This is a genomic window from Bacillus sp. FSL R10-2201 (genome assembly GCF_038008665.1).
In the GTDB taxonomy this organism is placed as follows: Bacteria; Bacillota; Bacilli; order Bacillales; family Bacillaceae_G; genus Bacillus_A; species Bacillus_A mycoides.
In genome coordinates, this window is the sequence record NZ_JBBOZP010000001.1 from 2651325 (window position 1) to 2674416 (window position 23092).

The 23092-nt window shown below is 33.9% G+C and carries 31 protein-coding genes and 1 pseudogene; 10 read left to right on the plus strand and 22 right to left on the minus strand.

The window, feature by feature from the left end; translation table 11 throughout:
• Positions 1-135: 135 nt before the first annotated feature.
• Both NSQ69_RS13615 and NSQ69_RS13620 read left to right on the plus strand, forming a co-directional pair.
• Positions 136-981, plus strand: a complete 846-nt coding sequence (locus tag NSQ69_RS13615; RefSeq protein ID WP_002127720.1) for an oxidoreductase — start codon at positions 136-138, stop codon at positions 979-981.
• A gap of 40 nt (positions 982-1021) precedes the next feature.
• Positions 1022-1531: a GrpB family protein gene (locus tag NSQ69_RS13620; protein ID WP_002200267.1), complete on the plus strand. Its 510-nt coding sequence runs from the start codon at positions 1022-1024 to the stop codon at positions 1529-1531.
• Positions 1532-1631: 100 nt separating this feature from the next.
• Here NSQ69_RS13620 and NSQ69_RS13625 read toward each other — a convergent pair whose 3' ends face one another.
• The 4 genes from NSQ69_RS13625 to NSQ69_RS13640 form a co-directional block, all read right to left on the minus strand.
• Entirely contained in the window at positions 1632-1940 is a 309-nt protein-coding gene (locus NSQ69_RS13625) for a DUF4181 domain-containing protein (protein WP_341099380.1), read from the minus strand.
• A gap of 63 nt (positions 1941-2003) precedes the next feature.
• A complete protein-coding gene (locus NSQ69_RS13630; protein WP_170935230.1) occupies positions 2004-2840 on the minus strand; it encodes a PP2C family serine/threonine-protein phosphatase in 837 nt (278 codons plus the stop codon).
• A complete protein-coding gene (locus tag NSQ69_RS13635) occupies positions 2824-3315 on the minus strand; it encodes an HIT family protein (protein WP_078178696.1) in 492 nt (163 codons plus the stop codon). The genes NSQ69_RS13630 and NSQ69_RS13635 overlap by 17 nt, the downstream gene beginning before the upstream one ends.
• A gap of 104 nt (positions 3316-3419) precedes the next feature.
• A complete protein-coding gene (locus NSQ69_RS13640; RefSeq protein WP_002127725.1) occupies positions 3420-3593 on the minus strand; it encodes a hypothetical protein in 174 nt (57 codons plus the stop codon).
• A 215-nt stretch (positions 3594-3808) separates the two neighbouring features.
• On the opposite strand from NSQ69_RS13640, the gene NSQ69_RS13645 reads away from it, so the two are divergent.
• The gene (locus NSQ69_RS13645) at positions 3809-4045 is read left to right on the plus strand and encodes a hypothetical protein (RefSeq protein WP_002085127.1); all 237 of its coding nucleotides are present in this window, start codon (positions 3809-3811) and stop codon (positions 4043-4045) included.
• Positions 4046-4092: 47 nt separating this feature from the next.
• On the opposite strand, the gene NSQ69_RS13650 is transcribed toward NSQ69_RS13645, so the two are convergent.
• Both NSQ69_RS13650 and NSQ69_RS13655 read right to left on the minus strand, forming a co-directional pair.
• Positions 4093-4929 (minus strand): ABC transporter permease, encoded by an 837-nt coding sequence (locus NSQ69_RS13650; protein WP_002127727.1) that lies wholly within the window; start codon positions 4927-4929, stop codon positions 4093-4095.
• Positions 4922-6127 carry a quaternary amine ABC transporter ATP-binding protein gene (locus NSQ69_RS13655; protein WP_002013036.1) on the minus strand — a complete coding sequence of 402 codons (1206 nt, stop codon included), beginning with the start codon at positions 6125-6127 and terminating at the stop codon, positions 4922-4924. Before NSQ69_RS13655 ends, NSQ69_RS13650 begins: the two co-directional genes overlap by 8 nt.
• A gap of 173 nt (positions 6128-6300) precedes the next feature.
• Between NSQ69_RS13655 and NSQ69_RS13660 the strand changes: the two genes are divergently transcribed.
• Positions 6301-7158 carry a glycine betaine ABC transporter substrate-binding protein gene (locus NSQ69_RS13660; protein WP_002085124.1) on the plus strand — a complete coding sequence of 286 codons (858 nt, stop codon included), beginning with the start codon at positions 6301-6303 and terminating at the stop codon, positions 7156-7158.
• A 53-nt stretch (positions 7159-7211) separates the two neighbouring features.
• On the opposite strand, the gene clpP is transcribed toward NSQ69_RS13660, so the two are convergent.
• Entirely contained in the window at positions 7212-7793 is a 582-nt protein-coding gene (gene clpP / locus NSQ69_RS13665; protein WP_002136712.1) for an ATP-dependent Clp endopeptidase proteolytic subunit ClpP, read from the minus strand.
• A 20-nt stretch (positions 7794-7813) separates the two neighbouring features.
• Positions 7814-8500, minus strand: coding sequence for an RNA polymerase subunit sigma-70 (locus NSQ69_RS13670; protein WP_002127730.1), 687 nt, complete (start codon positions 8498-8500; stop codon positions 7814-7816).
• A 143-nt stretch (positions 8501-8643) separates the two neighbouring features.
• Between NSQ69_RS13670 and NSQ69_RS13675 the strand changes: the two genes are divergently transcribed.
• The 3 genes from NSQ69_RS13675 to NSQ69_RS13685 all read left to right on the plus strand — a co-directional run bounded on the left by NSQ69_RS13675 (position 8644) and on the right by NSQ69_RS13685 (position 10171).
• A complete protein-coding gene (locus NSQ69_RS13675) occupies positions 8644-8964 on the plus strand; it encodes a 2Fe-2S iron-sulfur cluster-binding protein (RefSeq protein ID WP_001125405.1) in 321 nt (106 codons plus the stop codon).
• A 4-nt stretch (positions 8965-8968) separates the two neighbouring features.
• The gene (gene rpiA, locus NSQ69_RS13680; RefSeq protein ID WP_002136714.1) at positions 8969-9631 is read left to right on the plus strand and encodes a ribose 5-phosphate isomerase A; all 663 of its coding nucleotides are present in this window, start codon (positions 8969-8971) and stop codon (positions 9629-9631) included.
• Between the two features lie 105 nt (positions 9632-9736).
• Positions 9737-10171, plus strand: coding sequence for a GNAT family N-acetyltransferase (locus NSQ69_RS13685; protein ID WP_002142060.1), 435 nt, complete (start codon positions 9737-9739; stop codon positions 10169-10171).
• A 212-nt stretch (positions 10172-10383) separates the two neighbouring features.
• Here NSQ69_RS13685 and NSQ69_RS13690 read toward each other — a convergent pair whose 3' ends face one another.
• The 9 genes from NSQ69_RS13690 to NSQ69_RS13730 form a co-directional block, all read right to left on the minus strand.
• Entirely contained in the window at positions 10384-11751 is a 1368-nt protein-coding gene (locus NSQ69_RS13690) for a lytic polysaccharide monooxygenase (RefSeq protein WP_341099383.1), read from the minus strand.
• 438 nt (positions 11752-12189) lie between these two features.
• On the minus strand, positions 12190-12750 hold the full coding sequence (locus NSQ69_RS13695) for a hypothetical protein (RefSeq protein ID WP_002127734.1): 561 nt from the start codon (positions 12748-12750) through the stop codon (positions 12190-12192).
• A 76-nt stretch (positions 12751-12826) separates the two neighbouring features.
• Complete coding sequence (locus NSQ69_RS13700) at positions 12827-14023, minus strand: macrolide family glycosyltransferase (protein ID WP_002127735.1); 1197 nt, start codon at positions 14021-14023, stop codon at positions 12827-12829.
• A gap of 92 nt (positions 14024-14115) precedes the next feature.
• Positions 14116-14793: a formylglycine-generating enzyme family protein gene (locus tag NSQ69_RS13705; RefSeq protein ID WP_002127738.1), complete on the minus strand. Its 678-nt coding sequence runs from the start codon at positions 14791-14793 to the stop codon at positions 14116-14118.
• A gap of 59 nt (positions 14794-14852) precedes the next feature.
• Positions 14853-15359: a DNA topology modulation protein gene (locus tag NSQ69_RS13710; protein WP_002013022.1), complete on the minus strand. Its 507-nt coding sequence runs from the start codon at positions 15357-15359 to the stop codon at positions 14853-14855.
• A gap of 21 nt (positions 15360-15380) precedes the next feature.
• Positions 15381-15767 carry a ribosomal maturation YjgA family protein gene (locus tag NSQ69_RS13715; RefSeq protein WP_002127740.1) on the minus strand — a complete coding sequence of 129 codons (387 nt, stop codon included), beginning with the start codon at positions 15765-15767 and terminating at the stop codon, positions 15381-15383.
• A gap of 92 nt (positions 15768-15859) precedes the next feature.
• Entirely contained in the window at positions 15860-16213 is a 354-nt protein-coding gene (locus NSQ69_RS13720; RefSeq protein ID WP_000994618.1) for an MmcQ/YjbR family DNA-binding protein, read from the minus strand.
• A 15-nt stretch (positions 16214-16228) separates the two neighbouring features.
• Entirely contained in the window at positions 16229-16633 is a 405-nt protein-coding gene (locus NSQ69_RS13725; protein WP_002127741.1) for a GNAT family N-acetyltransferase, read from the minus strand.
• 33 nt (positions 16634-16666) lie between these two features.
• On the minus strand, positions 16667-17083 hold the full coding sequence (locus tag NSQ69_RS13730; protein WP_002189844.1) for a GNAT family N-acetyltransferase: 417 nt from the start codon (positions 17081-17083) through the stop codon (positions 16667-16669).
• A 307-nt stretch (positions 17084-17390) separates the two neighbouring features.
• On the opposite strand from NSQ69_RS13730, the gene NSQ69_RS13735 reads away from it, so the two are divergent.
• Positions 17391-18131: a collagen-like protein gene (locus tag NSQ69_RS13735; protein ID WP_341099388.1), complete on the plus strand. Its 741-nt coding sequence runs from the start codon at positions 17391-17393 to the stop codon at positions 18129-18131.
• A 218-nt stretch (positions 18132-18349) separates the two neighbouring features.
• Here the strand turns inward: NSQ69_RS13735 and NSQ69_RS13740 are convergent, their stop codons facing one another.
• From NSQ69_RS13740 to NSQ69_RS13760, 5 genes are all read right to left on the minus strand, one after another.
• On the minus strand, positions 18350-19099 hold the full coding sequence (locus NSQ69_RS13740; RefSeq protein WP_341099883.1) for a serine hydrolase: 750 nt from the start codon (positions 19097-19099) through the stop codon (positions 18350-18352).
• A 220-nt stretch (positions 19100-19319) separates the two neighbouring features.
• Positions 19320-19832 carry a GNAT family N-acetyltransferase gene (locus NSQ69_RS13745; RefSeq protein ID WP_002065789.1) on the minus strand — a complete coding sequence of 171 codons (513 nt, stop codon included), beginning with the start codon at positions 19830-19832 and terminating at the stop codon, positions 19320-19322.
• A gap of 74 nt (positions 19833-19906) precedes the next feature.
• Positions 19907-20914 (minus strand): HAAS signaling domain-containing protein, encoded by a 1008-nt coding sequence (locus NSQ69_RS13750; protein WP_016095584.1) that lies wholly within the window; start codon positions 20912-20914, stop codon positions 19907-19909.
• Positions 20901-21248, minus strand: a complete 348-nt coding sequence (locus NSQ69_RS13755) for a PadR family transcriptional regulator (protein WP_002065784.1) — start codon at positions 21246-21248, stop codon at positions 20901-20903. Before NSQ69_RS13755 ends, NSQ69_RS13750 begins: the two co-directional genes overlap by 14 nt.
• A gap of 189 nt (positions 21249-21437) precedes the next feature.
• The gene (locus tag NSQ69_RS13760) at positions 21438-21770 is read right to left on the minus strand and encodes a DUF952 domain-containing protein (protein WP_016095585.1); all 333 of its coding nucleotides are present in this window, start codon (positions 21768-21770) and stop codon (positions 21438-21440) included.
• An 82-nt stretch (positions 21771-21852) separates the two neighbouring features.
• On the opposite strand from NSQ69_RS13760, the gene NSQ69_RS13765 reads away from it, so the two are divergent.
• Together NSQ69_RS13765 and NSQ69_RS13770 are read left to right on the plus strand one after the other, a co-directional pair.
• On the plus strand, positions 21853-22269 hold the full coding sequence (locus tag NSQ69_RS13765; RefSeq protein WP_341099393.1) for a hypothetical protein: 417 nt from the start codon (positions 21853-21855) through the stop codon (positions 22267-22269).
• A gap of 84 nt (positions 22270-22353) precedes the next feature.
• Positions 22354-23081: pseudogene (locus NSQ69_RS13770) on the plus strand (hypothetical protein).
• Positions 23082-23092 lie beyond the last annotated feature (11 nt).

A 23092-nucleotide genomic window follows, 5' to 3' on the forward strand; every position in this document is an offset into this window, starting at 1 on the left:
AAACCCACACTCCTTTTATGTAAAAACCAAAATTTAATTGATAATTATTTTCAATTATATCAAATATCTTTATACAATAAATAGATTTTCTCTTTATAACTCGTTATGATAAAAGAAAAAGAAAGCGAGCGAACAATGAATAAAAAAATCGCGATTATTACAGGAGCATCAAGTGGATTCGGACTTTTAACGACACTTGAACTTGCAAAAAAAGACTATTTTGTCATTGCTACAATGCGCAATCTTGAGAAACAAATAGACTTAATATCTCAAGCTACTAAACTCGACTTACAACAAAATATAAAAGTTCAACAATTAGATGTAACAGATCAAGGTTCTATACATAACTTCCAATTATTTTTAAACGAAATAAACAGAATAGACATTCTCATAAATAATGCAGGATATGCAAATGGGGGCTTTATCGAAGAAATCCCAGTGGAGGACTACCGTAAACAATTTGAAACAAATCTTTTTGGAGCTATATCCATCACGCAACTTGTCTTACCATATATGAGAAAGCAGAAAAGCGGAAAAATCATTAATATAAGCAGTATTAGCGGGAAAGTAGGATTCCCTGGTCTATCTCCTTACGTTTCTTCAAAATATGCATTAGAAGGCTGGAGTGAATCCCTTCGCTTAGAAGTAAAGCCTTTCGGAATAGACGTTGCCTTACTTGAACCTGGTTCTTATAACACGAACATATGGGAAGTTGGTAAACAATTAGCTGAAAACCAATCTGATACAACCTCTCCTTACAAAGAATATATGGATAAAATACAAAAGCACATAAACAATGGCAACGATACACTTGGTAATCCGATGGATGTTGCAAATAAAATCGTAGAAATTGCTGAAGCAAGGCGTACTACATTACGATACCCAATTGGGAAAGGTGTAAAATTTATGATCTTTGCGAAGAAGGTTCTTCCTTGGAGATTGTGGGAGTTTCTTGTATTGAGGAGTTTTAAGAAGATGTAAGTAACTTTATTGAAAAAATATGTAAGGAGGTGCTAATTAAATGCTAGGTTTACCCTATGGTAAAGTGTTTTTAGTTCCGTGGTCCGAAGAGTGGGAATTTGAGTTTTCAAAAGAAAAACAATTAATTGAGGAACACATTGGAAAATATATTTTAGCGATACACCATATTGGAAGTACTTCCATCCCGCATTTAAGCGCAAAACCTATTATTGATATTGCGATGGAATTAAGAGATTCCAAAAGTGGTCTAAAATGTATTACGAACCTAGAACAATTAAATTATAAATATAGAAAAGATGTATTACCCGAAAGGTATTATTTCAATAAAGGTGAGCCAAGAACTCATCAAATTCATATGTATGAACAAGGGAATCCATATTTAATAGAACAATTAAAATTCAGAGATTACTTAATAGACAATAAAACTTCTCGTATGCAGTATGAACAGTTAAAGATTCAACTTTCAACAGCTAACCCTAATGATAAGCATAAATATGCAGAGGATAAAACAAATTTCATTAAATCCATATTGGCTAAAATAAATGATTAAATTGCGAAGACCGAACTTCGTACACATAATAAGAAACCATTCATGTATAGATGAATGGTTTCTTATTAATTAGTTATCTCATTATTTGTACCATCAATAATCATTTTAGTATGAACCCTGTTATTATTAATGCTACAACTCCTAATAATGAAATCAAAAACTCCCGCGATTCCTTATCATATTTCCACTCCATATATGATTGAAATCCATATAACGTAATAAAAAATAAAAGAGGTACATAGCCCATATATATACAATTTGGAAGAAAAGTGCTTATAGCAATAACAACTATATAAGAGGAAATGATAATTCTATTTCCCCACTTATGTGTATCATTCACATATTGGTTATTCCATCCTTTTTGTTTCGGTATATTTAACTGTCTTCTCGCTATTCTTTCAAAAACCAATAAAGATAGCACCCATAAAATTAATAAGGATATTTTTGTAACGGACAGAAAACCCTCTCCTTTTTATTTTTTTACTTTAATTTTCTCCGGCTGATCACTCGGATACGTAGCATTTGTTTTGTTTTCTAGGTCCCAACTAATAATGGTCGCACTATCTCGTCCTAATTGATGATGAACGTGTTCTAAAACATTGTGAACATGTTCTTTAAGCTCTACATTATTTCCATTCATATCATTATAAAGATTTAATGGAGTTTCATAACGGCGTTCCCCGCATTCTAATACCCCATCTGTCACCATTACAATTCGATTCTTTCCAGTACGTAATTCACGAATTCCTGATGAATAGCAAGGAACGGGTAAATCAAATGTGTTTACATTTCCAATCCATTCGTAAAAGTGGCGTTGATTCAATGTATATTGTCCTAATTTATGTAATTCATCATGAAATACATAAACTAAGCAATCACCTATGGAAAGCCACCATATGTAATTTTCTTTTCTTACGCATATTAAGCAAGCAGTTTCACCTTTTACCCTTTCGCACTTTTCTTTAAATGAGCGGGATTGAAATATCGTAAGTATATAATTTTCAACAGATCGAAATACGGTTTCAATTGATTCTTTCATAATCACTTCTATATTTTCATATTCTTTTTGGATTGTATTTACTACTAATTCAACACTTTCTGCACTATTATGCCCGTCTAATATAACGGCGAATTCCCAATCACCATTCGACAAAACTAATGCACCGTCTTCATTCTTTTTTGCTCCGGCACTTATATTCCCGCCGTATCTACCAAGTACGATATCACCATATTGCTTTACTGAAACTTCGTCTAAACACATTTCCCTACTTCCAACCCATGAATATTGTGTATTATTTGTTGTATGCATACTCATTTACCATATACTTTCGTATTCTTTCGCATAGTTTTTTAATTTTCTCTGAATCTCCATGTGGTGCACCAGTCCAATTTGCTACTTCAGTCGGTGACCAAAACTCTTTTGGTGTATTTGGATAACGTGGAATAATGTGCATATGCAAATGTGGTACACCATTACCTGAAACGAAACTGTAAATATGTTCTGCACCTTTGCTTTCTTTAAGCGCTTTACTTACTCTACTTGTTATCAGTCCGAATGCCTTTGCCTCATCTTCAGTTAATTCAGCGAGACCAGGTACATGTCTCTTTATATCAATCATTACATAACCAAGATATGTTTCTTCTGCATCCCAATGGACATGTCCAACGTAAATGAGTTCATCTTCGTAAATAGCTCCACCTGAAACTGTAATGTTCCCTTTATGTTTTTCACAAATGAAGCAGTTTTGTTCTGCTTGATTGTTTATTGGCATATCCATCACCATCCTTTGCATATATAATATCATAAAAAAAGGGAAAATAGGTTTTATATTTCGAAAATTCAATCTCTTAAAACAAGAATTTTCACATTAAAATAATTTACAACTCATTATTTCTTCAAAAGCGTAATCCCCATTCCAACTGCAATCCCAATCGCTATTCCGATTGCTATATTATCAGTAAATACACCAGGAATTACACCGATTACAACACCTATAGCGACACCAATTGTCATAGCATCATTTCTTTTTTTATTATTAGCCAAAATAGCATCTCCTCTCATAATTTCTCCCCATATAATATCCATTTACATGAACGTTGCTGTCTCCTAATATATTTGCTATTCCGCTTGGAAATTTCCAGAAAATGTACTTTATTACTTTTCCATTCCCCCTACATAATCCTCTTCGTTTGAAAGAATTTTTAAGTCACCATTACATATACATAGGCATTTACTATAAGAAAGATCAGTAATTTATTGAAGGAGGAACGATTCAAATGTATCCTCATTGGAATCCAAATATAAATCAACAATATGCTTACTCCCCCCATCCAGTAAGGAATACACTGCATTATGATTCGCAATACATGATGCAGCGCATCGCAAGCCTTGAAAGCCAATTAGCTAAATTAATCTCATTAATCGAAGAAAATAATCAATTAATAAAATCAATGGAACAACAGCAAAACCAAGTTTGTGCACCTGCTGGAGGCTCTGTTATTGTTCGGATGTAATTCGAATTCAAAAAACACACTTTATACTACAAAGTGTGTTTTTTGAATTATTTTCTTTTTGTATAAAACCCTTGCGTAATTCGGTCTAATATAATCGCAATCACGACGATAGCTAGTCCAGCTTCAAATCCCATTCCGATATTTACTTGTGTTACAGAGCGATATACATCGACGCCAAGTCCTGGCGCTCCTACAAGTGAAGCTGTTACAACCATTGATAACGAAAGCATAATACTTTGATTCACGCCAGCCATGATCGTTCCGGTTGCGAGCGGTAATTGTACTTTAAATAATTTTTGTGATGCGGTAGAGCCAAATGCATTCGCAGCTTCAATTAAATCTTCTGGAACTTGTCTAATTCCTAAGTCTGTAAATCTGATTGTCGGTGGCATAGCAAAAATAACGGAAGCAATAATGCCTGGTACGACGCCTACTCCAAAAAATGTTATCGCGGGAATGAGATAGACGAATGCCGGCATTGTTTGCATAAAATCTAATGTCGGCTTTAAAAATTTTGAGAAACGTTCATTTTGAGATGCTAAAATGCCAATGGGAATTCCGATAATAATTGAAATAATAACTGACGTAAGTACGAGCGCTAATGTTTGCATCGTTTGTGCCCAGTAGTTAATATTTAAAATAAATAATAATCCGATGAGCGTAAAAATGACTAAAGATAATTTCCTCGTTGTGTACCAAATGAGGAAACATAAGATGATAATCATCACTATGGCTGGTATTATTGTTAAAAAATTAGTGAGTAAATCAACAAATCCACCGATAATATAGGAGAATCCTCGGAACAAGCCTTCAAAGTGCTCATATAAACTTGCAACAAATGAATCGACCCATTCGCCTAATGGAATGCGCGGAATATTATTCATCGTCTTTCACCTCTTCCTCAATGTTACCTGCAAGAGCTTGAATGACACTTTCACGTTTAATAATTCCTCTCAACCTTTTCTTTTCATCAATTACGGGTAATGGATATTTCATCTCCGCCATTTTTGCATACGTTTCTTCCAGTAATGTATCTAGATAAACGTGTGGAATATCGTTAAGTAATAAATCAGCAATTGGCCATTGTTTTTTCATTGCTTTACTTGCATCATCCGCTGTTAAAATACCTAAAAACTCATACTTTTTGTTCACAACATATACCGTAGAAACACCTGCATTTCTCATAATTTGCAAAGCTACACGCGGCCCACGATCGATTAATAACGTTTCTGGTCTTTTTAAAATAGATTCTGCCGTAATTACTTTTCCTAAATTCACATCCGCAACGAATTTCTCTACAAATTCATTTGCAGGGCTCATCATAATTTCTTCCGGTGTTCCAATTTGGACAATTTCTCCATCTTTCATTAATGCGATACGATCACCAATTCGAAGAGCTTCATCTAAATCATGTGTAATAAAAATAATTGTTTTTTCCATTTTATCTTGTAACTCTAACAATTCATCTTGCATTTCTTTTCGAATTAGTGGATCTAATGCACTAAATGACTCGTCCATTAGTAATACATCTGGATTATTCGTTAGTGCCCTTGCAATTCCAACACGCTGCTGCATACCACCACTAAGTTGACTGGGGTAATTATCTTTATGATGATCGAGTCCTACTAACTGTAGCGATTCTAACGCCTTATTTTCTCGTTCCTCTACTGGAACTCCTTGAATTTCTAACCCGTACGCAACGTTTTGTATTACCGTACGATGTGGAAATAAAGCAAACTTCTGAAAAACCATACTCATTTTCGTCCTTCTTACTCTTCGCAATTCTTCTTTTCCCATCGTTGCGATGTCTTCACCATCTATGTATATATGCCCCGCTGTCGGTTTAATTAATTGATTTAGCATTCGAACCAATGTAGATTTCCCACTACCAGACAAACCCATAATAACGAAAATTTCTCCAGTGTATACTTCAAACGTTGCCTTTTTCACACCAACGTTCATTCCTGTCTCCTTTAAAATTTCCGATTTGCTTTTTCCTTCTTTTAATAAGGTAAGCGCCCGTTGCGGATGTTTCCCAAAGACTTTTGTTACATTTTCAACACGTACCTTTGTATTATCCATGTCACTACTCCTTTTCTACCCATCTATTTACATAGTGTTGCGATTTTACAGAGAAATATTACATAAAAATGACATATATAAGATTTCTTTAAAAATTCTTGTTTCCGTTCATAATAAGAAGGTTCACTTATAGATTAATTTATAAAAAGCAAAAGCTTCACAGGAGGTTTTGAATGCGAAAAAAAATATGGATTATAAGTCTGTTACTATTTATTAGTATGATTTTCACTTCTTGTAATGCAACAAATGCAAATTCGAAAGGAAAAATTAAACTTGGTGTAACAAGTTGGAAAGAAAATATCGCAACCGCAAATATGTGGAAAGTTTTATTAGAAGAAAAAGGCTATAAAGTTGAACTCATGTATTTAGAAAAAGCTGCGATATGGACTGGCGTCGCACGTGGTGATGTTGATGCGAATCTAGAAGTATGGCTTCCTGTTACGGATAAACCATTAAATGCCCGTTACAAAGATGACTTCGTCTTAAAATCAAAATGGTATGAAGGTACTGGGCTTGGTTTAGTCGTCCCTTCTTATGTGAAAAACGTTAACAGTATTGAAGATTTAAATGCACATAAAGATGAGCTAGATAATAAAATTGTTGGGATTGAACCTGGTAGTAGCCTAATGAATTTAACGAATAAAGCAATGAAGGAATATGATATAAAACTAAAACTTGTCCAATCTTCAGAAGCTGCGATGATGAGCGAACTAAAGAAGGCATATACGAAAAAGAAACCAATCGCTGTTACGCTTTGGAATCCTCATTGGGGCTTTTCAGAATTTGACTTAAAATATTTAAAAGACCCTAAGAAAGTATATGGTGAAAAAGATGACATTTATTACTCCGTTCGTAAAGGTTTCGAAAAAGATCATCCGGATATTGTGAAATACTTTGATCAATGGAAAATGAACGATGAACAACTTGGTACATTAATGGTCATGTTAAATAAAACGAAAGATCCAGAAGAAGCTGCTCGAAAATGGATAAAAAAGAATCAAGCTTTAGTTGATGAATGGATAAAAGAATAAAGAATGACAAAAACAGGCTAGAGAATTTAGTATATTCTCTAGCCTGTTTTACGTTATTTTTTCTCAATAACTGCATCAACAATTCCATATTCCTTCGCTTCTACTGCCGTCATAAAATAATCTCTTTCTGTATCATGAGCTACCTTTTCTACTGGTTGCCCTGTTCGATCAGATATAATTTTGTTAATATCATGTTTTAACTTTAATATTCTTTTTGCTGTAATTTCAATCTCCGTTGCTTGCCCTTTTACACCGCCGAGCGGTTGATGAATCATGATTTCACTGTTAGGGAGCGCAAATCTTTTTCCTTTTGCACCAGCTAATAGTAAAAGCGCACCAAACGATGCCGCAAAGCCCATACAAAGTGTTTGCACATCTGGTTTAATAAGGTTCATCGTATCTAATATTGCAAATCCCGCTGTCGTTGAACCACCCGGACTATTGATATACAGGAATATATCTTTTTCTGCATCTTCCGCTTCTAAAAACAATAATTGTGCTACTACACTGCTGGCAACTTGATCGTTAATTTCTGAACCAATCATAATAATTCGGTCTTTTAATAATCTTGAATATATATCATAGGAGCGTTCTCCTAATTTCGTTTGTTCTATTACGTATGGAATTACACTCATTATAAATCCCTCCATCTGTTTTATGCCGCATTAAGCATACAACTGTAAGAAGAAGATTGTTTCATACTGAAGAATAACACTGGTTGTATTGATGGTAACTTAGTGAAATCTATTGTTGGGAGAAGTTTCGTCAACAATTCAGGTCTTTCTTCTCGAATAGAAGTTACAACGATTTCAACATCATCCGTGTACTCCACTATTTCAATGCCTTCTTCATTTACAGTTTTCAGCCTATTTCTACTCCTAAATAAAGATGCTTTCACTGCCCCTTCTGATACAGAGCATATTTTTGCAATATCCGCGATACTATACTGAAAAACATCCTTCAATAATAAAATTACGGATTGTTGCACATTTAACGAAGACAATACTTTCCCTACCATTTCATGCAAATCTGCAATTTTTCCATGTGGTTCTTCAAATGTATTTTGCTGTTCTAACTTTTCTTGAACGGATTTTGATTTCATTTGATCTAACCATTGATTTCGAGCAATTTTATACAGAAGCGTTATACAAATTTCCTTCTCACTATACTTTTGAAGAACTTTGCAAATTGCTTCTTGGGCAAGGTCTTCCCCATCCCATTTGTTTTTCGTCAAAAACGTACAGTATCTTTTTACCTCTGCATAATGTGTAATTAAAAAATTTATATTTGAATGATTCATATCGATATGATCCTTTAAAACCTGAGTTACTTTTGTGCACAAAATAACCACTCCTTTTCAGCGCTTACTTAATAAACGATTGAACAAATAAAAAAGTTACGGGGCTTATAATTAATTTTATGTTTATGTTCATGAATACGGGTCATAAATATGTTATATAGCATTTTACATGAGGAGGAATCAATTTGCCAAAATTAACAGTTGAAGGTACCGGAACTTTCGATATTAAAGAAGGAACGAAATTAGTATTAGCACTTGAAGATAACGGTGTACACATTCTTCATCGTTGCGGTGGCAAAGCAAGATGTACAACTTGTAGAGTTGAAGTCATTGCAGGTGATTTTTGTGAGGCGACAAATGATGAAAAACAAGCTATTACGGAAAAAGGAATTGAAGACCACTTACGATTATCGTGCCAAATGCGTGTACATAAAGATATTACCGTTCGCCCTATACTTACAGTTGAAAATTCCGGTTTAGATGCTGGACCACGCCCAGCGGAGTAAAATGATGAATTTAAAACAGCTTGCAGGCGAATATGCTGCTGGCTTTGTAAGAGATGGTATGACGATTGGACTTGGTACGGGTTCAACCGTATATTGGACGATACAAAAGTTAGGTCACCGTGTACAAGAAGGGTTATCTATTCAAGCTGCACCGACATCAAAAGAAACTGAAGTATTAGCAAAACAATTATCTATTCCGCTAATCTCTTTAAATGAAATTGATATACTTGATCTCACAATTGATGGAGCAGATGAAATCAATAATGATTTACAATTAATAAAAGGTGGCGGTGGTGCATTACTTCGCGAAAAGATTGTTGCCACCTCCTCTAAAGAACTTATTATTATTGCAGATGAATCCAAACTCGTTTCACATTTAGGTACCTTTCCACTTCCTATTGAAATTATCCCCTTCTCTTGGAAGCAAACTGAAAAAAGAATTCAATCTTTAGGATGCGAAACGCGTTTACGTATGAAAGATGGCGGACCATTTATAACTGATAACGGCAATTTAATTATTGATTGTATTTTTCCAAACAAAATATTGAATCCAAATGATACACATACAGAGTTAAAGATGATTACCGGTGTAGTTGAAACAGGATTATTTATCAATATGACGAGCAAAGCGATCATCGGAACAAAAAACGGTATAAAAGAATATTAAGCATTTTAAAGGCTGACTTTTGCAAGTCAGTTTTTTCTTTTATAGCATTACAGTATGATATACTATGAAAACACATTCATATCACACTAGAAAGGGCTGAACAATTTGCAATCCAAACTCATAACAGAACTTACAGATTTAGAAACTACCTTTCACATTCGAAAAGAAGTCTTTGTAAAAGAACAAGGTGTCCCTCTTGAAGATGAATTCGATACATATGACCAAATTGGCGAGGCATGCAAACATATATTAGTTTATTATAATGAACTTCCTGTAGGAACTGGCCGTATACGATTCGTTGACGGAATGGGTAAACTAGAAAGAATTTGTATTTTAAAAGACTATCGCAAATACGGATTAGGAAAAGTAATCATTCAAAAGTTAGAAGAGATTGCTCGTAACAAAGAAGCAAACAAAGTTAAACTACACGGTCAAACACAAGCTGAAGGGTTTTATGAAAAATTAGGCTATCAAACTTCTTCCGACGTATTTATGGAAGATGGAATTCCACATATTCTTATGACGAAAGTGTTATCATAATAGAAAGGTTACTATATGATTCTACATTATGTATTCGTATAGTAACCTTTCTGTAGCTTATTCGTTTGAAAGTCTCTTTAATGAATATTCTAGATTAATACAAAAAGACGACGCTGAATACGTCGTCTTTTTTATAAGCAGAAAAGTTAACTCTCAAACTTCCTTTTTTTGCATCAAAGCCCATCATCTTTCATTTCATTTTGAGGTAAAGCTTACACTGTTTTCCATAAGGATAAAGCAAAAATCCAGTTTGGATCCCCATGTCCTTCATAATTCTGGACTGCTTCATACACTTTTCCCTCGTGTAAAACTCTATCTTCCTTTTTATATGCTTTCTTTGCATCCCACGCTTCATATGAAGCGCTTTCAGTTTTTGTAGTAATTGTGAACGTATCACTTTGTACGGATTCATTTCCAACTACATCCACTGCTTTCACTGCATATTTATAAGTAGTATTAGCGAGTAAATTTTTATCCATATAAGAAGTCGTATTGGATGTTGCAATTTTTTTCATTGTTCCTTCTATTTCTCTATAAATATCGTAATAGTCTACTCCAACGTTATCATCAGATGGGCTCCACATTAGATCCACACTTGACGCTGTTGTTCCCATGCTATGTAATCCTTTTGGTTGTGTTGGTGCTTCTGTATCAGGAGCTTCAACTGTTGTTTTCACTGTAAGCGCTGTACTTTCTTTCGATACATTGCCAGCTGCGTCAATTGCTTTTACAGTATAAGTGTATTCTGTGCTTGGTTGTAATTTCTTATCAATAAAATAAGTGCCTGGTACTATGTCAATCATCTCTCCGTTACGGAAGATTTGGTACCCTTTTATTCCTACATTATCCGTAGAAACGTTCCATGTTAATTCTATACTATTCGCTGTTACTTTTTGCGCCTGAATTCCATTTGGAATACTTGGCGCTTCTGTGTCTGGTTTCACATTATTGATGAGATTCACATCAATTACATTATAGAACGCATTTGCTGTATCAGCTACATCCCATACAGCTAAAATCACATGATATCCACTACGGTCAGTAGGTACATTGATTTTATGAGTTAAATTATTTGAAGCTGCAGAACCATCATGTTGTACAGTGCCAATTGGCTCAAAGTCTGCTCTTGTTAGTGCTTTATTTGGATTCCATCCTTTTTTTGTAATATAGTAGTGCCATTTGCTTGTTAAGTGAGGTGCTGTATACTTCCAAGTAAATGTATTTTCCCCACCAGTGATTGTATTTTTAAACCAACGATTTGCTGTTTGTTGATCTAAAATACCGCCAAATTTTCCACCTGCAGAAGCGATTTGCCCATCAACTGGGCCACCTTGTGGGAATCCTTTTGGAGCTTCTAAACTTTGTGGTTCATACATAACACTTCCGCAGTTTACATTTAGAGCACCATAAGTTGGACTACATAAAGCGGAACGGCTACCAGGCTTTTCAACAAAGCCGTGCGCGTATGCATTTTGAGGAATAAGTGTCGTGCTGATAATTCCAGCTGTTAATGCAACAGCTCCTATACTTTTTTTGTTCATTTTCAAGTTTTGTAGTTGTTTTAAAAATCGATTATTCATGTTCCTGTCCCCTTCTTGTTATACTTCGTAGTGTAATGTGGGCTTTGATGTAAAAGAATAACAAGAGTCAATCTTATTTCGTGTATGCGTAAATATGCATACACCGTCGTAAAGAAACATTTCATTTCTTGTGAAATATTTCACTTATGGAATATATCATGACATAGAAATCACCTAAATGTGTGCAGAAGTTGTGCAGAAATAGTGAAATTACTACTAACACGTAAAACTACATCCTAAATTTATAAAGTAAAAGTGAGCAATAGAAATTGTAGTACTTGTAATGAAAAATTTTAGGTATATATATGGATGAATTGCACCAAGTCGTCTTGAAACCCTTCATCGTTAACTTAAAACGCATGGCAATGTGAGATCACATTATTTTAAAACAACGTGCCATCTCCATTTTCCATATATCTTTCTATCAATACTTTGAAATTACTTATCACTTGTAAACATTTCCGAATCCGTCAATATAGTTTCATAAAACTTATCATATTCTTCACTGTATTGAAGTTTTAACTTTTCTATTAAACTTGTATCTGGTGAAACAATGTCAATAACGTCTGTACTTATATACAATAAATAAGTATCGTTATAAAAAGAAATATACGCTTGCTGACCACCATTAACGACATACTTGCAATACTTATATACTTCATCTTCATGTACACCTTTAATCGTAGTAAATATGATTGTACTTTCAAGATCATCAACGTCTACTTTCGTTTCTGTCCAATTCTTAATCTTCATGAACCTCCCAATTTTTGTTTTCTCATTTATTCTCTTACTTTTACCATATGTTATGTAACCGGAAATAAATGAAACATCAATTGTATCAGGACTTTTAAAAAGTTCAGTCAAAATCCCTCTTAATCCTCTCAAATTACTCTCAAATAATTCTATATCGAATCTAATTCTATTTTTCGCCTCCACTTGAAAAAATGGTGTAGCTGTCATATCAGCAAAATTTACATCTAGTATTTTCATTCTTTCCATTTCATCAATTCCTCGCTTCATATAACATAAAAGTGTCTATATCATTTAATATAGACACCCTTTCACATGTATAGTTTTAATAACAGCCTGTAAATTTAAAAATTTCATCAACAGCTTGCTTATACCCACCTGATTTTCGGAAAGACTCCTTCATATTCAAAACAGTTTCTTTGAATGAAGAGTTATTTAATACTAGATCTACACTCTCACGTAGTTGACTCTCCGTTAATCCTTGCATTTGTAATGTAACCCCTGCTCCGAGATTCTCAACTTGCCTTGCGATTACTGGCTGATCTGCACTTTGCGGAATTACAACGAGTGGAACACCGTTATATATCCCTTCATGCGTACTGTTCATACCGCCGTGTGTAATAAATAGTTTCGTATATTTGAGAAGTTCAGTTTGTGGTACATAGTTTTTCACAATGAAGTTTTTAGGGATATTACCTAAATCACTTATTTCCGTTTTGTTGCCAATAGACATAACAAGTGTATGCTTACTATTCTCGAACGCCTTCATACAAAGTTTATAAAAATCAAGCGCTTCATTAAAAACAGTACCTAATGAAATGTAAATCAGGCTTTTTTCTTCAATTGAAGTGTAATCAAAACCTTCATTTTTCACTTGTGTAGAGATAGATGGACCCACAAATTTGAATGTTTCATTAAATGTATCCCCAAAAGGTTGGAACTCCTTAATTGTATACACAATAGTAAGTGAAGCTGGATTACAGAAAACTTCATACGGTGAGTTTATATTAACACCATATTTTTCTGTAATTCCATTAGTTAAGTTTTCAAAATCATTATGTATTCTATCCTGAACTTCCAGTGGGATATTTTTAGAAAGATGGTCTAACATTTGTTTAAATGATTTTTCATCTTGTGCAAAAGATGTGCATGAATTTATGGCTGGAAGATTAAGAATTTGGGCAATTAAGCGACCACAGCCAAACATCGAATCATGAATAATATAATCAAAATGTTCACCTTCAATTTGTTCTAGAACACTAGGTATTACAATATCAGCTGTATGTAGAAGGCCGTTTATTCTTTCCTGTAAATAATTTCGACCACCGGAAAGAAATGCTTTTATAAATTTTTCATCATCAATCGTTCGTACAGTAGCACCTGTCTTCTCAATACGCTCCCTGAAAGCCTCTATTGAAAAATAAACTACCTCTTCACCGCGAGAAATCAGTTCTTCTACAACATGTAATGTTGGATTTATATGTCCTTCTGATCCAGCGTTAATGAATAAAACACGTGCCATTCAAAACACTCCTTAAATTTTAAAATTTCTATGTTGTAAAGAGTATGGATACTTTCCATACTCTTTACGGAGTTATATGTATCATTTTCCTGCTAAATTGACCTAGCAAGCCTAAAACCGAGATCATCTATATGAAATGTAGGATGACTACGACGGCGACAAGTAGCACCGCACCCTCTCGCTTCTTCAGCCCAGCTACCGCCTCGGAAAATTCGGTACGATCCATATACCTTTTCATCATACAAATCATAACACCATTCCCAAACATTCCCTAACATATCATATACTCCCCATGCATTCGGTTCTTTTTTACCGACCTCATGAATTTTCCCATCCGAGTTTTTATTATACCAAGCTATCTTATCAAGTTCTCCATATGTATACCCAGTAGTCCCTGCTTTACATGCATATTGCCACTCTCCCTCAGAAGGTAATCGGTAGCCGTTGGACTCTACATTACAACTAACCTTTTGACCGCCATCACTAATAGAATAATATTCTTTTAATCCCGCTTTTTTTGAAAGTAAATTACAAAATATAATCACATCATTCCAAGAAGTATTAACAACGGGTTTATGATTGCCTAAAAAAGAATTTGATGATTCATTTATAACAGTATAATATAATTCCATCGTTACAGTATATTGCGCAAGAAGAAACGGCTTAATTTGGGCCTTCCATTCTCTTTTAATTCGATCGTCTCTTAAAACTATCTCCCCTGCTGGGATTTTTACCATATAAGAATCAATCAAGCGAATTATTTCATTCAATATTATTCCTCCATTCAAAATGGAACATAATTTAATGTTTTTAGTGCATCAATTTATACTTACTGCACTTCCTTTATGAATCGTTGAACCTCATTTGGTGTTTTTAAAATAATAATTCTTTTATCCTTATTGAATTGATCGATTCTTTTTAAAATTGCAGGTCTTTTCGACTTAGGATATTCCCATATCCATTTGAAAAATTGCAAGTCAAATCTTTCTTCACATCCAGCCCCCATATCCGGTCTTGTTTTATTCCGATATTGCACAATTCTTTTAAAAGCACGATAAACACAAATTGTTCTATGAATATCAAGAAAGATAATTGTATCAGCTGCGTTAATTCTTATGTCCATTGTCCCGCCATAATTCCCATCAATAATCCACTTTTCCCCTTTAACTAATTCATTTTGAACCGTTCTTTGCTCCTCTTTCGGTACACCCTCCCAATTTGGTTTCCAAAATAGTGCATCAAGATGATGCACCTTAATATTTAATTTATTCCCTAACTGTTTTGCTAATGTAGATTTTCCTGAACCACCAGAACCTATTAATATTATTTTTTTCATAAATACCCCTTTTTACATCTTTTATTTCTTCCGTAGCATAAACTCACCAAGCATTCCTACTCCAACACCAATTGTGTAAGCCACTAAATCACTCCATAAAAATCCGTAACCTAATACGAGTCCACCTAAAGTCGTTGCGCGAATGCTATCAATCCATTCCGCATGGTACAATTGGCTAATTTCAATCCCGTAGCAAAATATCAAACTAATAAAAGCTAATTTCTTCATTTCTATTTTAGGAAACAAAAATCCGAATCCAGTAAAAATCATTAATGCCCATAAAGCATCACCTAAGTACTCATTTAACAAATCTGGTAACGCAAAAGCAAACTTTCTTGAACTAAGACCTAAAATAATAACAACTATAGTAAACACCGCATATAGTAATCTATTTCGTTTCGTATTCATTTCAAAATCCCCTAATATATAATGTAAAACTGCAAATAGCTAGTAAAATATAATCATTTTACTAGCTATTTATAGTCGACTTCACTTTGTATTTAATCCAATAACTCTTGCTGCTTTTTCTTTGAAAATGATTGTAATACTAAATCATACGACCAATCTATCATTTTATTAATTTGTTCTTGCCCCACATCCTTATGTATGTACACTGTATTCCAATGCTTTTTATTCATATGATATCCAGGAATTATTGTTTCTGGATAATCTTCTCTTATTCGTAAAGAGAGTTCTGGATCACATTTTAATGTAATCGCAGCTTTTTCCCCTTCTTCATGGTTCACTATCGCAAATATTTTATTATTGAGCCTCATACATGTTGCACTCCAGCCATCTGGAGAATCCTCTGTCGCTTTTCTTTTCGATAAACAATACGCTCTTGTTGCATTCATTCTAATTGGCACCTCTTATTCTTTCACTATTTGATTACGATGCATCACAATTTGCTTCGTCGCTTTAAATTGCTGTTCACCATAAAACTTTATTAGTTTCTCGCCGCAAAATAGACTTACAATATCAATATGAGATATCTCTCGAAGTAACATTGTAAGCATCTTCTCACCAATTCCCTTGTTTCTTACACTCTCATGTACGACAACATCTTCAATATACGCCCGAAAAACACCGTCAGTAACAACTCTAGCAAATCCAATTAATTCGTTTTCTTCCCATACTCCAATTGCTATACTATTCTTTAACATTTTTTGAATATCGACTTCTTTTCTTTCTGGCCACCAACCTACAGAATCGTAAAGTTTCTTTATTTTTTCTACACAGATTGGTTGTTCATGTTGTAATCTATACGTGTACATTTTTTCTCCCCTCAACCAGTATACATAATATTATTATAATCTCTTTTCTAAAAAGTGTTGACTATGCCCTTTAGGATGATCTTCAACAACACCATATTCTCGGTATCCGTGCTTTTTATAAAAATCTGGTGCTTGGAAACTAAATGAATCTAGTAAAATAAGTCTACATCCTTTTTCCATCGCAATTCCTTCTATTTTATGTAACAATTGACTACCATAACCATCATGACGAACAGATTCATCAACCCATAAAAAATCTATATGAAGATGATAAAAATACATCGTTCCTGTTACCCCGCCAAAGATTTTTCCTTCCTCATCTTTCACTACAAAACTTACTTGTTCCATGGGCTGTTTTACTTCATCTGTTAAGATAGACATATTATATTGAATTACTTTATTTTTAATGTATTCACCTTCAGTGCGAGTACCGTTTTCTATATGTTTCATATATACTTCTTCCTTTCAATTCTTATAATATTTACATATTTTTATTGTATCATTTCAATAGATTAATCAATACAAATCTACCATATGTAACAAAACATGAAAAACTAATTAACTCCGGCATTGATACATACCCTGTTCTTGCATAACTTATGACAGTATAACTAGCAATTAATGGAATAGATTTATATCTGTGACATAAGGGTATATGCCTATTTTTATTTTTAAAGGCTTTTTCCTTATACTTGCGTGTTAACTAACTCATAAACTATATAATGTAAGTTGGGTTAATGATAAGGATGGTGTAAAAATGAGTAAATTTAATAAGAAATTTCATATTCCATGCGAATGTTTTGGTCCCCCTTTACCTCCACCTGAAATTGGTCCAACGGGTCCAACAGGACCAACAGGACCGACAGGACCAACAGGACCAACAGGACCAACAGGACCGTCAGGACCAACAGGACCAACAGGACCAACAGGACCAACAGGACCAACTGCAGTAGCGTGTTGTCCATGTACTAATGTTCTTGACAACCCTGGATTTGACGAACTACCATTAGTAACCGATCCAGTTCCTGGTTGGAATCAAACTGGGGATGTTACAGAGGTAGGTGTTCCAAACGCTCATAGTGGTCGTATCCTTTCAGATGGGACACTTAGTCTCTTAGCTGTGTCAATTGGACCAGGTGGAAGTATTAATCAATCAGTTGATGTTGACGAAGGCTGTTGTTTTACGTTTTCTTTTGCTGCAGATGTAAGGGATAATGCATTTCTTATAGCTTCTGTATCTTTTCCAGAACTTGGACATGGATGTCCTCCTCTCCCAATAACTCTTGGAAATATTCCACATATTATACCTGTTGCGAATCAACCGCAATCCCTTTTCCAACATTATATTCTTGTTGTGTGTATACCTCCTGGTGTGACTACAGCATGTGTTGCTTTCCAAAATATTGCTACAGGTGGGCAAGGCGCAACAGCTTTTGTTGACAATGTTGTATTTCAGCCGACTGGTGGACCTTGTACTTCATGTTCACAAAATTTCTAATGTATTGAAGTACTTGAATCTTTTCGTTTTGCTGGCGGATCACAAAACCATTAAGGAGAGCCTTTGTGCTCTCTTTTTATGTTAGAAATCACCAGACACTCCCATATGCTGAGCGCATTTCTTTATAGTCCCGATACATATGAGCGATTCACTTTTGTAAACGGTATACTCCTTTAGGTGCACTATTCCCCTCCCTGCTATTAAAATAACGTTTTTATTCAATTATCGGTTACAACGTTTGTTTGACTTGTTATCTTATATTCTTTATATAAGCACTTCAAAGCTTCTAGAATTGTTTCATCAACCTCTTTATTATCAAATCGATTAGGTAAATCTCTTCCCCCAATTACATAAAGAAACGGAAATTCATGAAACATTCCTATTATACCAATATTTATTATAGCGGTGGATAAACCACCTGTCATATGAGCTAAATGATAATACGGTATCCCTTCATAATCACCTTGTTGCCTTACCATTCCATTAATAATGGGTTCCCATAATTCTGGTTCTGATTTATATCCTTGAAAAATATGTATTAAAAGTGAAAGAACTTGATTTAACTCTCCGACATTTTGCTCATCTCTAGGGTTTTCCTGTATATGAATCTTTGAAAAGTACGTTAAAACATTTTCTCTGACGGTTTCCCATCCTCCGCAGTGCATTACAACCGAGTGAGCAATATAACTGTCGTGGCAAGCTATCATTACTTCAACCGCTTTACTAAGTGTTAATGTAGTTCTTCCTTGTAAATGAGGATATAACTGCACACTATCCTCATTTGGATTAAACTTAATGTGATGAAGTGTATCATTCCAATTAATTTGTTTGTCCTTTACCATCCTCGCTACTGCAAATCCAATTGCCACTTTTGCTGCTGATGCTAAAGGAACGTATAGCTCATTGTTATGGGTAGCAACTATATTTCCATTCTTTGTTAAATAAACAAGTATTCCAACTTGACCAATTTATATTTCTTTTATTTTTTTAATGACAGCCTGCATATTCATCCCTCTTCTTATATCGTTTTATCATCTTCTCAAAATTCGATATAGAATATAAGAATCCTTTTTTGTTAAATGATAATCATGAATACAATAAGAAAAAGATAGCATGAGATTTCTTCATACTATCTTTTGAAATATATACAATTTCTTTTTAAATTTATTTGTACCGTAATAAATATCTCTATTCTTCTATAGGATTTTCAGGCCCGTTAAGCTCCAATTGATAAAAGGCTAAATCCAGCCATCTATTAAACTTATAACCAGCTTTTTGTATTGTTCCGGCATGAACAAATCCATAATTTTGATGCAAGGCAATACTTTTCTCATTTTCCGCATCAATTCCAGCAATTAAGGTCATATATTCTCTTTCTTTTGCAAATGTGATTAATTCTTCCATCAAAGAGGACCCAATACCATTTTTTCTATACTCCTTATCAACATACACAGAATGTTCAATTGAATATTTGTAGGCAGGCCACGCTCTAAATGGGCCGAATGTCGCAAATCCTACTACTTTATTATCTAGTTCGTATACGAAAATTGGATAGCCATCAGCCTTTTTTTGTTCATACCAATCTATTCTATTTTCAAGGGTTACAGGTTTATACGCATATACAGCTGTTGTATAAAGTATTGCATCATTATAAATATCTAAAATATATGCTACATCTCTTTTAGTTGCTTCCCTGATCATCGTTTTCTTCCTTTCATAATGTTAATCTTCTTTCGCTATCTTTTTAATAATTTTATTTTACCGAAATTTCCGTTTTATTTCCACATACGAACACTAGCTTTTCGGAAACCATCAAATATATTTAATGCAGCAGATAAAATGTAAATGAGAATACCTCCACCGATTAACCACGTTTTAAATTCCTCTAGAGAAATAGTAAACACATTTGCCACATACGTAATGAATCCTTCGTTAAATAAATGAGGATTTACTACAATTATAATGAATACTATTGTTCCGGTTATTTGAAGAATTGTATTTCCAATTGCCAATCTTGTCGTCCATTGTCCCTGTACTAACTTATAAAGAGATATAGCTACTTCGAAAACGATCATAACCACAACGATTGGCCAGTATTGAAGTAAAACATCTTGATTAAACGTTGGCACTACAAATTTCAGGCCATTTTCAGTACCTTCATATACACCAACAAGGTGATTTGCATAAAAATAAAATGTAGCCCATATTGCCGTCCACATCAAACCTCCAAAAACTTCAAACTTCGAGATCGACTTTTTCTTTGGAACATACGAGATATTTTTCAAATCATCAGGAGTCCATTTTTTTAAACTTGTCGTCAACGGTTGGGTACCTTTGTCTTTATCTGTTCTTTCTAAAATAGCAAATACAAGTGTCAACCAGAAAAATACATGGAGGCCTACTTCGACAATTTCCCCAATGCCTTTACCTATCAATTTTAAAATAACATCTAATACTGCTTGATCACCACTATAGCCTATAAAATTTTCTGCAACCATTGCAATGAGTGCGATAACAGCTGCAATTGGTATAATCATTTTTAATAATGTCGTATATACATCAAAATAACGCGGTCCAATTAAATGCATCGGTCTATCCAAATACCCATTAGCCAATGAAACTGGGCTCCCCAATTTTTCAAGGACACTCTTTACATCTTCTTCATTATAATCATCAGGTAACATATCCTCTATAGTTGACCGGAGTTCTAATGTAATATCTTCACGATTTTTTTCAGGTAATCTCTTCGCAACTTCTTGGATATAGATATCAATTAAATTCATTCTCGTCCTCCTCCTTTAATAAGTTATAAAGTTCTTTCGAATCCTTTATCCATTCCTTTTTCAATTGCAAAAATATATCTAATCCATATTCACTTAAAACATAATACTTACGAGGTCTACTCTCCGTTTTATCCCAACTACTCGTCACTAGCTCCTGCTTTTCTAATCGGCGAAGTAGTGGATATAAAGTACTTTGATCTATCATGATTCCTGATTGCTCCAATAACTGGACAAGTGAATAACCATACTGCGGTGTTCTTAATTGGCTTAAAACTGCTAATGTCAACGTCCCTCTTCTTAGCTCAGTAATTAATGAATTTAATAAAGTATCCATTTACCCACCTCATTTGCATTACTATATGTCATACAGTATATGTTTTATACTATGTATCGTACAGTATAGTTGTGACAAAAACAATATATTTTTATAAAAATCAGAAAATAAGAAAAGCACAAACTATATAATTTGTGCTTTTCTTATTTTCTTGCAGCTCACTAACAAACTTAAATACCATTAATACTTTTAACTATGTACCTCTGGTAATATAAACTCTCCTTTTTCTTTAGAAAATGGGACAACCTCTACAATCGCCTCAACATTAATTACTCCATATACATGCGGGTATTCTTGACCGTTTGAAGCAAGTTCATATTTTATTTCTGCTTTTACAAGAGATGGATCTATTGTAAGTAATAAAACATCTTTTTCATGATTGAAATGTTTTTGAGCAACTTTTAAAGCTTGGTCTAATAATGAACAATGAATAAATCCCTCTTCTTTAAGTGAAGCTTCATTAATCTCTCCAATGTTTTTCGCGATTCCCCAATTTCTTTTTGTTATTACTTTTGTAATCATAGTTACTCTCCTTTTTTAATATATGTAATGATATAATACTACTAAAATTTTCAACACATGATTAATAGATTGGAGACTTATAATGGATAAAAAATTAGAAGAGATCATTGTAAAATCATTTTTTACTAAACGAATTCAAGATAGAATCATGTTTGAGCTTTCTTCTACTAAAAAACGTAAAGATGCGATAGGTCGACTTTGCCATAATTACAGAACTACGTTACGTGAAGAATATATGATTGAAATTCCTAAACCTAATTCGTGTCCAATTGATATAGGTCGTCTGTTAAAAAAACATGGGGCCGATGATTCTTGCTACGCCATATCATGGGACACAAAAATTGATGGGAAAACCCTCCCTTTGCTAGACGCATTAGAGGCTGCTGTTGGAATGGGAATGCCTTCTATTCTATACTCAATTACAAATCAAGTTGCGTATTTTGAAGCAGAACAAGAAACACTTCCATCACCAAGATTTATACTTAAACGCACATATTAAATCATATAACTCCAGTGAATTTTTTCTATATGCTTACGTTATTCAATTAAAATAGCATTTTATCGGGATGGAGATACATAACTAATGAGTAAAAATCACACTGCACTACAAGCCATTATTATACATATGAATACAAATGAGAACTGGCATGATTTTATTTCTTACTGTCAGCAGCTCGAAGCAGGACTACGAAAATTAGCTTTTAAGCATTTAGAAACATTTATTTCAAATGCAAAGAAATGGGAACTCAAAGAACAACAAGAGTTTGCTATTATGCTGTTTACTATTTTAGATACATCAAACGAAAAAAATGAAGTGTTAACTTTCCCACTAAATCGTTTTCTAATAGACATTCTATATCGATGGATAGAAAAGGATCCATCTGATTCAAGACCTTTTAGATGGATGGGACTTTATATGGGTTCCGGAAATACTGATGAGGATTTGGAACAACTTCTCCAAAAAACCATTGAATTAGGTGGCGATACAGAACAAGAGGCAATGATACATCTTGTTTCTTACTATATAAGTAGCTTAGAGTTTGGTACGCATGAATTTCCATCAGGTTATTGCGGAGATTTAAACGAATGTAAAGAAAAACTTCCCTATATGATTCAATTAATTGAGAGAATTCGGGATGAGAACATAAAAGAACAAATAATATGGCAAACACAAGAGCAACTAGACTTAATTCTAGATTGGTTAAAGAATACACAAAATCCGGTAGATGCTGTTCGTCTATGGGAAAAGAGCAGATTCAGGAATTTGAGAATATGATATTTTATTATTTAAAAAACAGCTTAGATTGTTAATTCATATACCT

Excerpts from the sequence above, each read along its gene's own strand:
- NSQ69_RS13615 (WP_002127720.1), top strand. The coding sequence starts at position 136 with ATGAATAAAAAAATCGCGATTATTACAGGAGCATCAAGTGGATTCGGA.
- NSQ69_RS13620 (WP_002200267.1), top strand. The coding sequence starts at position 1,022 with ATGCTAGGTTTACCCTATGGTAAAGTGTTTTTAGTTCCGTGGTCCGAA.
- NSQ69_RS13630 (WP_170935230.1), bottom strand. The coding sequence starts at position 2,840 with ATGCATACAACAAATAATACACAATATTCATGGGTTGGAAGTAGGGAA.
- NSQ69_RS13635 (WP_078178696.1), bottom strand. The coding sequence starts at position 3,315 with ATGGTGATGGATATGCCAATAAACAATCAAGCAGAACAAAACTGCTTC.
- NSQ69_RS13640 (WP_002127725.1), bottom strand. The coding sequence starts at position 3,593 with ATGAGAGGAGATGCTATTTTGGCTAATAATAAAAAAAGAAATGATGCT.
- NSQ69_RS13645 (WP_002085127.1), top strand. The coding sequence starts at position 3,809 with ATGTATCCTCATTGGAATCCAAATATAAATCAACAATATGCTTACTCC.
- NSQ69_RS13650 (WP_002127727.1), bottom strand. The coding sequence starts at position 4,929 with ATGAATAATATTCCGCGCATTCCATTAGGCGAATGGGTCGATTCATTT.
- NSQ69_RS13655 (WP_002013036.1), bottom strand. The coding sequence starts at position 6,127 with ATGGATAATACAAAGGTACGTGTTGAAAATGTAACAAAAGTCTTTGGG.
- NSQ69_RS13660 (WP_002085124.1), top strand. The coding sequence starts at position 6,301 with ATGCGAAAAAAAATATGGATTATAAGTCTGTTACTATTTATTAGTATG.
- clpP (WP_002136712.1), bottom strand. The coding sequence starts at position 7,793 with ATGAGTGTAATTCCATACGTAATAGAACAAACGAAATTAGGAGAACGC.
- rpiA (WP_002136714.1), top strand. The coding sequence starts at position 8,969 with ATGAATTTAAAACAGCTTGCAGGCGAATATGCTGCTGGCTTTGTAAGA.
- NSQ69_RS13690 (WP_341099383.1), bottom strand. The coding sequence starts at position 11,751 with ATGAATAATCGATTTTTAAAACAACTACAAAACTTGAAAATGAACAAA.
- NSQ69_RS13695 (WP_002127734.1), bottom strand. The coding sequence starts at position 12,750 with ATGGAAAGAATGAAAATACTAGATGTAAATTTTGCTGATATGACAGCT.
- NSQ69_RS13700 (WP_002127735.1), bottom strand. The coding sequence starts at position 14,023 with ATGGCACGTGTTTTATTCATTAACGCTGGATCAGAAGGACATATAAAT.
- NSQ69_RS13710 (WP_002013022.1), bottom strand. The coding sequence starts at position 15,359 with ATGAAAAAAATAATATTAATAGGTTCTGGTGGTTCAGGAAAATCTACA.
- NSQ69_RS13715 (WP_002127740.1), bottom strand. The coding sequence starts at position 15,767 with ATGAATACGAAACGAAATAGATTACTATATGCGGTGTTTACTATAGTT.
- NSQ69_RS13720 (WP_000994618.1), bottom strand. The coding sequence starts at position 16,213 with ATGAATGCAACAAGAGCGTATTGTTTATCGAAAAGAAAAGCGACAGAG.
- NSQ69_RS13725 (WP_002127741.1), bottom strand. The coding sequence starts at position 16,633 with ATGTACACGTATAGATTACAACATGAACAACCAATCTGTGTAGAAAAA.
- NSQ69_RS13730 (WP_002189844.1), bottom strand. The coding sequence starts at position 17,083 with ATGAAACATATAGAAAACGGTACTCGCACTGAAGGTGAATACATTAAA.
- NSQ69_RS13735 (WP_341099388.1), top strand. The coding sequence starts at position 17,391 with ATGAGTAAATTTAATAAGAAATTTCATATTCCATGCGAATGTTTTGGT.
- NSQ69_RS13745 (WP_002065789.1), bottom strand. The coding sequence starts at position 19,832 with ATGATCAGGGAAGCAACTAAAAGAGATGTAGCATATATTTTAGATATT.
- NSQ69_RS13750 (WP_016095584.1), bottom strand. The coding sequence starts at position 20,914 with ATGAATTTAATTGATATCTATATCCAAGAAGTTGCGAAGAGATTACCT.
- NSQ69_RS13755 (WP_002065784.1), bottom strand. The coding sequence starts at position 21,248 with ATGGATACTTTATTAAATTCATTAATTACTGAGCTAAGAAGAGGGACG.
- NSQ69_RS13760 (WP_016095585.1), bottom strand. The coding sequence starts at position 21,770 with ATGATTACAAAAGTAATAACAAAAAGAAATTGGGGAATCGCGAAAAAC.
- NSQ69_RS13765 (WP_341099393.1), top strand. The coding sequence starts at position 21,853 with ATGGATAAAAAATTAGAAGAGATCATTGTAAAATCATTTTTTACTAAA.